This is a genomic window from Agromyces sp. NSFZ, from assembly GCF_056156205.1.
Window position 1 is genome coordinate 2,264,540 of sequence record NZ_CM149585.1, and the last position, 14,367, is coordinate 2,278,906.

A 14,367-nucleotide genomic window follows, 5' to 3' on the forward strand; every position below is an offset into this window, starting at 1 on the left:
CCTACTTCAAGTTGAACTGTTCGCGCAGCAGCTCGCGGTTGAGGACGATGGTGACCTCGTCGGCATCGGTGGTGACGGTGTCGTATCCGTCGATGTTGAGCAGTCGCCGGAGCACCGTGAGCGTGAGGTCGAGTGCAGCCGGTGCGAGCTGAAGCCGCGCGGCGAGCACGTCTCGATGGACACGACCGTCACGTTCGTCGATGAGGTCGACGATGCTCGCGACCACGGAATCATCGAGCGGGTGGCGGCCCAGCCGCTTTCGCTGCTCGACGTACAGCTCTGACGCGAGCAGCATCTCGCTCAGGCGACCGGATGCCACCGGCAGCTTGTCGCTCGACTCGTCGACGGCGATCTCGAACATCGGCACGGCATCGGCAGGCTTTGCCGACTTCTTCGTGCGCTTGGCGACCGGGGCGTCTGGCACTGGGAGATCTGCGGATGCGTCAGCCGGCACCCGCTCGTACCACCAGTCGGGCGCCTGGGGTGGTGCATCCTGCCATCCCTTTGGCGCTTTGGCACCTGCGGGCCGGAAGACCACGATCGGCACGGTGAGTTCCGCAAGCGCCGCCCCACCGTGGTATCCGGCGGCTTTGGACGTGTAGCGGAGCTTTTCGGCTCGTGCGAGCACTGCTGAGCCGCCGGGCGCAAGCACTCTGGCTCCCGACACGAGTACCTCATCGGCGGCCGGGGCAGCCGTCGCCGTGCGCCAACGCGCTCCACCGCTGTCGTTCGCGCGGAACTCACCGCCGCGTTCGATGACGTGGCCGTGGTCAGAGGTGAGTACGACGATTCGTCCAGCGGCGGCAGCCGCAGCGAGCAATGGTGCAAGGTTCGCGACACGACTCAGTGTCCAGCGTGTCGAGTCGGGGTCCGCTTTCGCGAGGTCGTCATCGATGGTGTTGAGCACCACGCCGACGACCTTGGGACCCGCCGTCGACACGGCCGCCTCGACGGCAGTTGGCAACAGTGCGCCCGCCGACGAGCGCATGTCGTCCTTGTGGAAGAGCATCCCTCCAGTGAGTTTCGCGAACGCGCTCTTCTCAGTGCTCTGGTTTCCGTCGGTCAGCCGGCCTGCGAAGAGCGACGAGCGCGAGTAGCGAGTAACGCTCGGTAGGGTCGCGAGCGCTGCCTCACGTTTTGTGAGGTCGTTCGGCAGGACTTCCACCCAGCGGAGTCGCCCGACCTCTTCAGCCAGTTCAGCGGCGACTGCTGCCGACATCCCATCGAGCACGATGAGCAGCACGCGATCGCGCGCCAGTGGTTCGACGAGGCTGGCCAGCAACGACTCGATCGGCGTGATGTCGGTTGGTACGTCACCGGTGAGCACAGCAGCTGCGGCAGCGTCCTCGGCGTCGCGCCGTTCGCCGACCCGCGCGGCGAGCGACCGATACGCGCTGGTCAAGGCGGTGCGAGCCGAGCCGTTCCAGATCACGCTGAGGGCGCGATCGGCCCAGGCCGAGTCGTGGAGGTAGGTAGTTACTCCCTCCCCGAAGGATGACGGGAGCGCTGACGGTTCCGACCCGAGCCATCGGATGAGTCGGGTCGCCATCTCGGCTGCGAGCAACTCGCCAGCATCGTGCATCGCGAGCAGGTGCGCGCGCACCTCGGCAAGCGCGTCGTCGACTGCCCTCGTGCGGCCTTCGGATGCGTCGGTGACTGCTGCTTCGATCGCAGCCGCGAGCTGCTCGTACCTGCGTTCGAGCCCCGCGGGTAGCACCGAGGACTCGGCCGAGCCATCGGACCAATCGAGGTCATCGAAAATCGCCTCGGCCTGACGAAGCACATCATTGAGGTGTACGTCGGCGGCGGCTTCACGACGCAGAATAATGGCCCGGGCGGCCTCACCGAGCAGTCGCACGTCGGCCTCGGCAGCCTTTCCCGCGAGAAAGCGCTCGTCGAAACGGACCCGAACGGTCGCATCGGCCTGACTGTTCCACAGCAGGTCGGCGACCAGCGCCACGGCAAGCGTTGAGAACGACTTCGAACGCGCCTTCGACTCCACTGCGAGGGCGGCGCTGCCGCCAACGTGGCGTCTAGTACCGGCGAGCACGCCGGCGAGTTCGTCCGCGCCGTAGTCGTGCAGGCGCGCGACGGTTTGCGGCTCGTCGATGTGTTCGAGCACGGCAAGCAGGTCGACCTCGTCGGCGCTGTCGACACCGATGAGATCGGCGAGGATCGCCCTGATGACGTGGTCGCCGCTGAGCGTGCCGCCGCGCGCGATGGGCCACCCCGTCGAACGCTGACGGGTCAAGAGGAACGGCGGCAGCCAACTGCCGAGTTCGCGCACGCTGCGGTCGACGATGGGGTCGCTGACCTTGAACAGCCCGGGCACGAGTTCCCAGGCGTCGACGGACTGCACGGCGTGCCGCTCCGCCCGGAGCCGCACGGCGCTGCCGAGCTGCTGGTCGTCGAGGTCAGTGAGCACGACGATCGGCGCGTCAGAATGCTGGTGCACGGCGTCGAGCACGGCGAGTTGCGAGATGCCGTTGACGACGTACACCTGCTCGTCGCCGACGCTCAGCAACGAGGGCCCGATCCACGTCGGGTTGGCGCGAAGCAGCAGCACATTGGCGCGACGCTTCTCGTCTTCACGCCACTGCCGGAGTCGGCCGCGCAGGGTCGCCTCATCGAGTGCCGGGGCCCAGGATCCTTCGCCGGTCAAGGTCACTCAACCCACCAGTCGATTCGCACGTGCTTGCTGGGGTTCGCACCGAGTGCTGCCTCGAGCGCCTTCTGGAGACGTGCGATCTTCGTCTCGAGTTCACCAGGAGCCGCAGAGGTTGAACCGCTCGTCGGCCCGTCAGGAGGAGTGGGGCCAGGCAGTGGCGGCGCGGGCGGCGTCGGTACATGAGGATTCGGCGGGGTCGGCCCAGGCACATTGATGACCGCATCACGCGCGACGCGTGCGGCATCGGTCAGTCGCGGAACGAGCTGTGCGATGGCCTCGTTGGAAGCGGCGGCGTGCTGGAGTGTCGCGATGGCGTCGTCGACCTCTGCGCGCCCCAGCGTCGCCGCCTTCGCGATGAAGTCCCAGCCCGCTCCCTCGAGCGCCCGAGAGACGGTATCTGCGTTCGCGATCGACTTGCCGACCACGTCTGCCGAGTCGACGAGCGTCGTGTCGGCGAGCCGGATGATCGCAAGCCTCGGTTCGTTCTCCTTCGCCAGCAACCCGAGCAGCTCCGACGCGTTGCGTGCGGTCGCGAGCCGCCCGGTGACCGCCGTCGTGTCGATGCCGAGTTGCTCGGCGTGCGCCTCGAGTTGCGAGACGAGCTCGGAAGCTGCGGGGCTCTTCGATTTCGCCGCGGCGACGATCGCCGCACCGAGCCGCCGCACCGCCCCTGAGTTGCGGTACGTCTCCGCCCTGATACCGAGTAGCGGCGCAACGACCGAGTTGGCCCGCGTCCACGAATCTTCATCGGGCAGATTCGCGGCTCGGAGCACGAGGTCGTCCGTGACCGAACCGACTGCTGGTCGGTCGACGGCGACGGCCCCGCGCACCCACTCGCGGTCGGCGACGATCGACCAACCGAGAAGCACCGTGTCTTCGAGATCGCGCGACATGCCCCAGGGCTCGAGCCGCGCGCGCAGGGCGGCTGCCGTGACTGCAGCGCCGAGCTCGGCCTCCCAGCGCGTGAAATCGTCGCGCCATCCGAACTGAGCGAGCTGGGCGGTGAAGATGTTCTCGTTGCGCACGCCGAACTTCAGCGGCACGGCAACGGCAGTAGCGACTCGTTTCTGGGTCGGGTTCAGCGACTCCAGACGTCCAGAATGCTCGGCTGTCTCGGCGAGTAGCGCCAGCGTCTCGTCGAGCTCCCGGCGCTTGACCTCGACAGTGCCAAGATCGGGGTGGTTCGGGTACGCGTTCTTCCACGCCTGATCGAGCACACCGGTGAGGCCGCCGGCGAGCGTGCCGGTGACGGGCGGTTGCAGGGTGAGCCCGTTCACGAGCGAGGTGAACGTCTCGCTCGGCAGGAGCTGCTCGTCGACGTCGGCAGCATCAGGCGCAGACACGCCGTACGCCCTGAGCAGCGCCCGGCCGAACGATTCGCGCAGGTTGCTCCGGTTGTTCTCGAGCGCCTGCTTCGCAGCGGGCCGGTCGCTCACCGGCAGGTGATCGGCGTACTGGTCGAAGCGGTTCTCAGTCAGCAGGTACTCGAGCACGACGAGTCGACCGAGGTCGCTCTGCCGCGGTGCCGTGAGGAAATTCGGCAGCCATGCGATGGTCTCAGCAACGATGCCCTTCTCGCGCAACTCGGTGATGCGGGCGAGGTCATCGCGCGGGCCGGTTTGCCCGTCGGCGGCGTAGGGGAAGTCGATGAAGACCTTCCACTCCCCCTCGCCAGTCTCGAAGTCGTAGTCCTTGAAGTCGTTGCTGCCGCTGTGGATGTTGCCGAACCAGATCGACGCGGTGCGCTTCTGCCCGCGCCATACGTGCGGGAACGGAGTGCCTTGCCCGAGCATCCCGACCGTGGCGCCGAGTCCGAGACCCTCGAGCACGAGCTTGCGCACGAGTGCGCGCCGCGCGGGCTGGCTATCTTCGCCTCGCACGCGGTCGAGGATCGAGTCGTAGTCAACTCCGGAGAGCTGTACCGAGATGACGGGGTCGACGCCTTCACCGACATGGATCTCGCCGAACTCTTCCGCCCACTTACGCACGAGCCCGAGCGTCTGTGCGGTCTCCGCACCAGGCACGAAGGCGGTAACCGAGCCGAAGTTGAGCGAGTGCAGCTTCGAGGCGGTGAGGTTCTTCAGCGAGGCCGCGCCGGGCGCGAGCGCGGCGACGAGCAGCGTCTTCGCTAGCCGATCTTCGTTGCGGAACGGGTGGCTTCGCGGCAGCTCCCTGGCGGTTTCCTCGCTGAGCGCATGCTTGTTGAGCAGGTAGGGGCGAAGCTTCTCGACATAGAACGTCGCCGAGATCGCGAAGTGCTGCTGCATCGTATCGTCGAGCGGCTTGAGCGTGCCGAGCGCGACGGGCTCGTAGAGGTCGCCGACCGGGATGACGTCGCCGGCGGTGAGCTCGTCGCGACCGTCGACGAGCAGCTCGCCCATGAGCTTGAGCGCCGTGCGCTCCCGCTGCATGAGGTTCGAGAGTGCGACCATCGCGTCGACGAGCGCGGGCGAGAACGGATACACGTTCGAGAACTCGGCTTCGCCCGAGGATGCCTCGTCGGCGAGCAGGTTGTTCCAGGCGGTGTTGTCGTGGCGCACGCGGGCAAGCGCCGACTTCAATGTGTCGTCGGCGTCCTGATCGATGGGCTGCAGCAGGCGCTGCTTGACGATCTTCGGCAGGTCGGCGGCGCGCAGTTGGATCTTGTCGAAGCGGTCGTCCCAGTAGTTGAAGGTCTGCTGCTGCGCTTCTCGCTCGACGCCAAGGGTGCTGCTGCCGAGGAACTGGGCGAGGTCTCGCTGGCGGGCGACGAACGAGATGAAGGGCACGGGCAGGTTGCCGGTGCCGGTCTCGACGAGCTTGGCGACCTTGGGGATCTCGCCTTGGACGAACTCCTGGTTGGAGATGTGCTGGCCGAGCCAGAGCACGAGTTCGTCGAGGAATAGCACGACGCCGTCGTAGCCGAGGCTCTGAGCGTGGTTGCTGATGGTCTTCAGACCGGTCGAGATGTCGACCCAGGCGCCCGCGTTCGTATAGCCCGTGAAGAGCGTCGAAGTGAGGTCGCTCACAAGCCGGTCGCGGTCGGGGCTGCCGGTGGGCTGGGCGATCGCGGCGTCGAAGGATGCCGCATCCCATCCGGTCGCCAGCGCACCCCAACCACCGCCGGTGCCGCCGGTTGAGATGGCCGCGAAGAACTGGTCGTCGCCGAACGTTGCGCGCTGCTGCTTGGCGTCTTCGAGGAGCTGGTCGCTGACGTGCAGGAACGGCAGAGGTGCTTCCGCATGTTTCGCCGCGACGGTGTCGAGGTAGCCCGCGAAGAGTGCCGACTCGAAGCTCTTGGCGCCGATCAGGTGATAGTCGACGGCGAAGAAGCGCTTCTCGAGCACGTCGAGGTGCTTGCTCACCACTGGTGCGATGCCCGGCAGTTCTCGCGCGGGCAGGTGCTGGGTGAGGAGCAGGTGCAGCACGGCCATGAAGTGCGACTTACCGGCACCGAACGAGCCGTGGATGTACGTGCCGCGCGACGTGCGGTTCGTCACGGCATGCTCGACGAGACCGAGTGCGTCGTCGAACGCTTCGGCAATGGCGTCGGTAACCACATAGTCGGCGAGGGTGCGGTCGGCCGCGGCGACGCCATCGTGCAGTTTGAGCACGAAGTCGGCGGAATCGATGCGGGTCGGAATCGTGATGAGGTCACGAAGCGGCGTGGTGAGCGGCAGGGCGGTCATTTGGTGCCTTTCGAGGCGGCGCGGCCACGAGTCGCGGTGGGCGGTTGCCATGCGGTGACGGCGTCGCGCGAGAGCTGGAGCTGGGTGAGCAATTGGTCGGTGAGGCCGCTGATCGCCGCCGCCGGGCTGACGCCGAGGTCCGGGTCGAGTTCGGCTTGCCACTGGTCGAGCCACGGCTGCAGTTCGATGAGCCCCCCGATGAGTGGCGCGAGGTCGTCGGATGTCGCGCCGGCGGCGAGGAGTTCCATCGGGAGGCGCGCCAGGGCCTGCGCGCGGTCGGCGTGGTTCCAGCCGGCCCAGCCGTAGACAGGGCTCGGGTCGTTGGCCCGGTGCGTGCCGGGGTAGGAGATGAAGCGCTCCTTCGGCACGTCGAGCTTGCCGCGCGCCTTCCAGTAGGTGGTCTTGCGGAAGTCGCCCGGCCCGTACTTCGGCGGCACGGGAACGTCGACGCGCTGACCCCGGTCTTCGGCGCGCTGCAGATCCCACGTGTGCTCCCACGCGCGGAACTTCTCGAGCCCCGACGGCTTGTAGCGGAGCGCTGCCAGATACGGCACCGACTCCTCCCCAAGCAGCTTGCTGATCACAACTCGGAGGTCGGCGTCGGCGCCGTGCGCAAGCGACGCGAGCTCCACGAACCACGCGTCGGACTTCAAACGATCCGCGAGTTCGTTCACCGACCGCGTCACGGGTCGATCGTTCACGTCAGTCCACAGCGCGGCGGCCTCAAGCTGGTCGAGCATCGCATCGCAGAGCGCGTCGGCGAGCTGGTCATCCCACGAGCGCGTCGCCCAGCGACGCTTGTATTCGGGACGTTCGAGCAGGCGGATGGACGGATTCGACGCGATCACGTCTAGGCGACGCTCCACGACGGCGCGGTAGTCGTCTGGCCAGTCTGCGGGCAGGGCGGTGATCGGGATCGAACCGTGGCGAGTGAACCACGAGCTTTGTTCCCGCCCAGCTGCAACGGCCCGCGCGAGTGCGACCTCAAATGCGCGCTGCCCGAGACCAAGCACGTTGAGTTCGCCAGAGTATGTCAGGTCGTCCTCGATCAATCCGTAAAGGCGATACACCTCCCAATCGAGCTCTTCCTGCTCAAAGACCAGGCGCGCGCGAAGTTGCATCCAGTCTGCGCGCGCCACCGACATGGTTTCAGCGAGCGATATCTCACTGCTTCCAATCGATTGAACCGCCTCGATCGGGAGCGCTTCGGACTGCTGCCTGGCAAGTCCGTCGACCATGCGGCCACGCTCAAGCGGCAGAATGCGCGGCAGCGGGAAGTCCTGCAGTTTTGTGCCAGTGAACTCGTATCGATCGCTCCAAGATTCCGCCGAAACTCGCGCGCCGTCGCCACCGATCGGATCGCCGCCCTTGGGGTAGCTGACCTGCTTGAGCCAGAAGCACGCGGTGGAACTGTTAAGCACACCGAGCAGTTCGAGGTGCTGGTCCTCCGTCGCCCCCTCCCGCAGCTTGATCACCGGCGCCGACTGTTTGAACACCTTCCCACCCCGATCCAGCGCGAAGTGGTTATGCGTCGCCACAAACGCAAACGTGATCGTGGGCCCATCCAGCCTGTCGAGACCGATCTGATGCCATTCCCACCAAGTGCGCCCTTCGACTCGGTACGTAGTCTTCGCGAAGGTCGCTCGGTTCCAGCTCTCCGTACGAACCGGCCACACCCACTTGTACGCACCGGGAAAGTCCTCGATCTGGCGAAGCCCCGACGAGTCGTAGGGGAAGAAGGCGTCGTCGCCTTGACGCACGTTGTAGTCGCGGACGATGTCGCCGGTCACAAGCGGACGAGTCACCGCGCCTTCGACTCCTCGTCTCGCGAACGCCTCACGAGGCGCAAGAAACGCGTCGTCAAGATTGGTCATCCCCATGACACCAAGCAAGCGAATCCGACTCGTCAGACGTGTCACGCCCCGTTCATCCAACGTCATCTTTAGATCACTCGCACCGCCACCAGAAAGCGACCAGGGATACGTCTGAAGAGTGCTTCGCGGGGAATTTACGACCGTGACGTAAGAGCCTTCGTGCCGATCGTCACCGAAATGTTCGACGATTTCGCCCCACACGAGCCCCCGCGCCGGATCGCTCGGCTGCTCAGGCTCCCCGCGGACGCCAAGCACCGTGTGCACGGCGTCACCGACGGGCTTTCGTCGACGGCCCACGAGAATCACTGTCGGCGTGCCGTGCCCCGGAATGTACGCCCCCGACGTGTCGACGACCACGGTGAGGTCGACGGGGCTCATCGAGTCGGATCCCGAGAGGAACTGCTCGATTACCTTCTTGCCGAACTCGCGCTTCATGAACGAGTTCGCCGTGATCTGGCCAACGTAGCCAGCGCCGGTCGTCGCATCCGATCGCTTCGCGAGCTCGAAGAAAAGTTCCATGAACGGCACCGACAGCGCATACTTGCCGGAGCACGTCGAGTAGAGCTGACGGTACAGCTTATTCAGCACCGGGTCCTTCACCGTGATGTACGGCGGGTTGCCCACCACCACGTGGTACTGGTTCTGCTGCAAGATGCCGTGATAGGCCGCTAGGTCCTCAACGGAGTACTCGAACGCATCCACATCCTCACCGTCGAAGAGCTTCACGCTCGACGCCTGCGAGCCGAGCAGCGAGTCACCGATCGCGAGCTGGAGGTGGTAATCGGGCGCAGCGACGAGTGTGCGATCACCCGCCGCTTGCAGAGCCGCGACCGTGAGCCGGAACCGCGCGATCGCGACCGCGAACGGGTTGAGGTCGACCCCGTGTACCGACGCGAGCGCCTTCGCGACGCGCTCGCGAGCGTCCAATGCCGGCGCTTCGACAGTCCAGGCATCCACGAGCCGTCCGAACGCGCCGAGCAGGAAGTGCCCCGAGCCGCACGTCGGGTCGATGAGCTTCAGCCCCTCGAGCCCGAACTCTGCGATCGCCGGAGTGAGGGTCTGGTCGAGGATGAATTCCTCGACGAACACCGGTGTCTGCAGCAGCGCATACTGCCTTTTCGCGAACTCCGACAGGTCTTGGTAGAGATCGCCAAGGAACCGGGTATCGAGCGCCGGGTCGGTGAAGTCGCGCAAGAGGGTGCCGCCGGCATCCGTCGCTCGCCAGAACCCGAGCAGCTGGTCGGCGGCCTCGCCCGAGATCGGCGCCGTCCACACCGGGGAGTGCGCCGGGTCAACGAGCGCGCGCCCCGCCGGCAGCGACGCGAGTGCTGAGAACGCGTGCTTGAGCCAGTCCGGGCCCGCCGCAGTCGGGTTCGCTGTAAAGTACGCCGACTGGTGCTCGACCGCCCGCTCCAGCCGGTCACCGGGGCCAGCGAACCAGGGCAGTGCTACCCGGGCTCCGTCGACCGCAACCCCTTCGAGCAAATCGTTGTCCTCAGCGAACCGTATGAACACCGTCGCGAGAATCCACGCCACCGCGGCCTGGGCGACCTGGCCGTTGCGCCAGTCGATCCACGGCAGGCCGGTGCGCTCGCGCGCCGTCGCGTTCGCGTGCTCGGTGCGGAGTGCTGCACCCCACTCGTTCGTCACATCATCGGCGCGCGCCGTCAGGTCGGCCTCGAGCAGCTTGAGCTGCCCCTTGAGGTCGGCAAGGAGCTGGGCGGAGTGGATCACTTCGTCACCTTCGTGGGTTGCGTCGGCAGCACCGCTGCCAGATTCGTGGGGAGTTCGATCCAACGATCGGCACCGAACGGCATCGGCACCCCGTCGAGGTCGGGCACTGCGGCGGCCGACCGTTGCGGAAGGAGGAACCAGCGTGCGCCGGCACGGGCGGTCGTCAGGTCCATCGCGCGCCCGATGAGGTCGACGAGCCCGAGGTGAGCGAGCACCGCCGGGTCGGTGAAGAGCAACGGTTCTGTGCGAGCCTCAAGTTCGGCCCACGCCTCGGTGACCGCCCTCTTCGCGAGCTCCTGCAGGTTGCGTCGGTCGCCAGCACCCGCCGACGGTGCGTCCGCACCGACCACGACCGCCCAGTCAGCACCGAGCTGCGCCGCGGCCTCATGCAGTCGTTCGACCACGAGCGCGGCCAGGTCGACGACCTCGACGCCGAATCGGGCGCTGAGCGTCGCCGCGGCCGCGTCGTAGTGCGACCACGCCGTCGTGAGCGCGAGGGCACTGCGCTCCTGCACCGACCCGGCGAGGGCGCGCGCCAACTGGTCGTTCGGCAGGGAGCCCTGCAACGTCGTCACCGATCGCGTCGAGGCGCCGAACGTCGACCCCTCGCGCACCGCGTAGCGCCCGGAGTTCCACTCCAGGTGCGGATGCGTCCGCTGAATGATCTCGTCGAGTGCAGGCCGGGACGGGATCGCCGCGATTCGCCTGAACCGTCCGCGCACACGGCGCTCGATGCTGTCGAGGGAAAGCTCACGTACGGCGACCCCGGCGAGCGTCACCTCGATCGCACGAGCAGGCGTGAGATCCAGCGAGTACACCTCGTCGAGACTCGACTTCGCACCGGTCGTCGACGCCGCAACGGCGAGCTCGAGCAGTCGCGCATCCGACAGCGACACCTGATCGGGAACGAGTCGTCGAAGTCGGTCACGCACGGCCGCGGCAGGGACCACATCCTGGGTACGCAGGAGCTTGTCGACCTCATCGCCGAGTTGCCGCCCCATCGCAAGCAACTGTTCCGACGACGGCCCGTCAGCGTCACCGACGATTGCGAGCAACACGGGAGCCCGGTCATCACGCGGGCGACGCTTGTCGAGCCGCGGGGTCTCCGCCGCGGCATCCAACTCGATGACGGCCCGCACAAGCCCACGTGCGTGCCGGCGACGCTCATCGCCGACCTTCGACGAGCCGTAGTCCATCAGCAGCTGGTCAGCCACCTCATCGAGCGTCGCCACGAGCCCGGCGTCGGTGACGATCCGCACAACGTCGTTGACCGCGATCTGCAGAAGCTTGCTGTCCTTGCGCCAACGACGCACCGCCTCGGTCACGAGACGCGACACCGCCGCCACTTGAAGGCCGAGATGATCAGCGATCGACGTCAGCGTCGGCCACGCCACGCCACCAGGTGTCTCGTCTTCGCCGAGCAGGAGTCGAAGCACTTCGATCTGTTTCGAGTTCTCAGCCGTACGTCGCTGCGGAATCAGCTTCGACCGGAACTGCTCGATCGACTGCCGACCGGCTTGCGTCTCGGTGGCTGCGGGACTCGATCCCGCAGCCAGCCGCGTCCGCCACTCCCGGACGCGACGCTGCACCTCTTTGCGATGCAACTCGCCGAGGCCACGAATCTGGTTGATCTGCATCGGCGGTACGCCGAGGAGTTCTCCTACCGTCGACACTCTGAGGCGAGTGAGGCCCGAGCGGGCGCGAGCGCTCAACCCAGAATCGGAGAGCGGAGTGTCGAGCGTCGCCGATGCGGCCTGTGCGTCGAGTTGCTCGGTCGCCGAGTCATCTTGGACCACCGGATCAAGGGGCGTAAATACGCCCTGCCAAGCGGCCTCGAACGTCTCGAGAGTCTCGAATCGGTCACGCGCCACCGGGGCGAGCGCCCGGGTGAAGAACTCCGCGAGCGCCGATGCCACCGACTCCTCGAACTGGCTGGCCTGCACCACCGCCGCCTCATCCGGACGCTCCGGTGCGTTGCCGCCAGGCCAGAACGGCGGCACCCCGGCGGACATCTCGAACAAGGTCGCCGCCACCGAGAAGAGCTCCGCCGCCCGGTCGAACTCGCGCCGCCCCGGCTGATCGAGATACGGGTCGAGATACGGGCGGGAACCCGACTTCGTGTGTGTGAGCGGCTCACGAGCGAGCGAGAGATCGAACAGGGTCAGTCGCGGCCTGCGGGTGCCCGGGTCAGGCGCGATTGCCAGGTTCGCGGGCTTGATGTCTCGGTGGAAGATGCCCTTCGAGTCGAGGTACCGCACCGCTTCGAGGAGGTCGCGCCCGTAGTTCTCGAGCTGCTCGAGCGTCGAGCGGCCCTCGGTCTGCAGCCGGGCCGCGAGCGTCTCCGCGCCCGCATCGCTCAGCAGTAGCGCCGCCCGGCCACCTACCTCGAGCGGGCCATCGAGAAGTCTCACGACGCGGGCGTGATCGAGGCCACGAAGGACGTCGGCCTCGATCGCGAGGCGCGCCGCGGCATCCTCGTCTCGCGCGAGCTTCAGAATCACGCCCTCGCGACCCGAGTCGTAATCGTCCACGAGCAGGGCGATACCCGTCGTACCCGAACCGCGCCGCGCCTTTATCTCGAAGCGCTCGCCAACGATCTCACCGGGCGAAGCATCCAATGGATCGATATCGACCGCGACCGGCTCAGCCCGGCCTGCGTAATCGCGGAACGCGTCCTCGAACAGCGCGAGCAACGCGCCGACATCGGCCGGGCGATGAGCCTCATCGAACGCCGTCGCCTCGCGAACGACCTTCGCGAACGACTCGGGAAGATCGGGCTGCACCGCGATCGGATCAAGCGACGACGCCGACTGGTACAGCTCGTGCAAGTCCTTGCCGTTCTCAGCAGGGTCGCGATCCGTGAGGATGCGGTACGCCAGTGCGCCGAGACCGTAGACATCGAGCGCGATCGGCGATGGCTCGCCCAGGTACTGCACCACCTCGGGCGCGAGATATCCCCACTGCGCCTCGCTGATCGCCTCGGGGATATCGTTCGTGCCGAGCAACGTACGCGACAGCGTCGAGCCCTCACTCGTGCGCTGACCGGCGAACCAGTCGCGAACCGCGACCGTCGCGCCTTTCTTCTTGCTCGCACGTACGGTAACGCGCAGCGGCGAGAGCGCCCGGTGCATCACGCGCCGCGAATGTGCCGCCTTGATGACCTCAGCGATCGTGCGGATCAGCGCCACCCGGTCCTCGAGCGAAAGCGTTGCGGCGTGCTCGGTGAGGTAGTCGGTAAGCGGCTGCTCTCGCTCGTCGTATGCGAAGACGAGTGCCGGGCCGACCTCGGAATCGACGTAGTCGAGCGGACGGGTGATACCAGGGTGTGAGATGCCGTTCGTCAGACGGTACTCGCGGAGCGCGTGACGTTGAATGTCTGACGCCATCTCCTTCGACGCGCCGCGGGGTACCTTGAACACGCGGATGCGACGGCGATCCTTTGTGATCGGGTGCGTCGCGAGGAGGTCCGTCCACTCCTCGTCCTCCCCCAGCGGGTCAGCGTCGGCGAGGTCGTAGTCGCCAACCTTGCGAGTCTTCGGAGTCGGCTTCAGGTCGGCGGCGGCGACCACGGCTCGGATCTGCTTGGCCTTCGCCTCGCTGACCAGATCGTCGGCGTGAGTCGCCGGCGCCGCCAGAAACTTCGAGAAGGGCACACCGTCGCCCTTGAGGCTCACGCTGTAGCTGTCGAGTGTTGTCAGCCCATCGATCTTGCCCTGCACCACGACGTTGGAATTTGCGCCGTGCAGCACCATGACCGATCGCACGAACGGCAGCTTGAACCCGGCAGCGTGCTTTATCGTCACGCCCTGCAGCAGCCCCGACAATCGCTTGGCCTTGTTGTTGTTCGCTACGGGCGGGTTGCCCATGTCCTTCCCGTTCTGGAACCAACGGTTCGGCTTGACGAGCACTGTGCCATGCCAGCCCTTGAGCTCCACGACGAACAGGCCGTTCTTCGTCAGCAGCAGCACGTCCACCTCGTTGAAGCCGCCCTGGTTGTCGACGAACGTGACGTTCACCCACGCCGTGGTGATGCCGTCGTCGGGCAACAGGTCGCGCAGCTTGTTGAGGGCAGCTTGCTCGGCCGGCGACGCTGCCGGACCCATGACGATCCAGTTCGGGGAGTCTGCCTTCATCGAGTCGACTCCAGCGCGTACGGCACACCGATCAGCGGCATCGCAACAGCAACATTCATTCGGATCCTCGGCACGAGTCGCCCACCAGGGTCTGGGTCGGAGAGCGTCTTCAGCATTGTTTCAGAGTCCGCAGACAACGGCGGGAGGGTGGCGGGTGGGCGCGGCCCCACGTTCGGGGGTGCTTCGTTGATTGGGCTCCCGAACGAACACAATCGAGTGACCGACGCGCTCTCCCCCTTCGATGACGGAGCTGCTCCGACCGCTCCAGACCGGGGCGTCGACGCACATCT

4 protein-coding genes are annotated in these 14,367 nt (G+C 66.6%); all 4 read right to left on the reverse strand.

Annotated elements, in window-relative coordinates:
- Position 1 precedes the first annotated feature (1 nt).
- Genes pglZ through pglW form a run of 4 tightly spaced genes read right to left on the reverse strand, consistent with a single transcriptional unit; the run spans position 2 to position 14,077 of the window.
- The gene (gene pglZ / locus ACVFI9_RS10695; protein WP_474762216.1) at positions 2 to 2,662 is read right to left on the reverse strand and encodes a BREX-2 system phosphatase PglZ; all 2,661 of its coding nucleotides are present in this window, start codon (positions 2,660 to 2,662) and stop codon (positions 2 to 4) included.
- A gap of 2 nt (positions 2,663 to 2,664) precedes the next feature.
- Positions 2,665 to 6,336: a BREX-2 system ATPase PglY family protein gene (locus ACVFI9_RS10700; protein ID WP_474762217.1), complete on the reverse strand. Its 3,672-nt coding sequence runs from the start codon at positions 6,334 to 6,336 to the stop codon at positions 2,665 to 2,667.
- Positions 6,333 to 9,944 (reverse strand): BREX-2 system adenine-specific DNA-methyltransferase PglX, encoded by a 3,612-nt coding sequence (gene pglX, locus ACVFI9_RS10705; RefSeq protein WP_474762218.1) that lies wholly within the window; start codon positions 9,942 to 9,944, stop codon positions 6,333 to 6,335. Before pglX ends, ACVFI9_RS10700 begins: the two co-directional genes overlap by 4 nt.
- Positions 9,941 to 14,077 (reverse strand): BREX system serine/threonine kinase PglW, encoded by a 4,137-nt coding sequence (gene pglW / locus ACVFI9_RS10710; RefSeq protein WP_474762219.1) that lies wholly within the window; start codon positions 14,075 to 14,077, stop codon positions 9,941 to 9,943. Before pglW ends, pglX begins: the two co-directional genes overlap by 4 nt.
- Between the last annotated feature and the right edge of the window lie 290 nt (positions 14,078 to 14,367).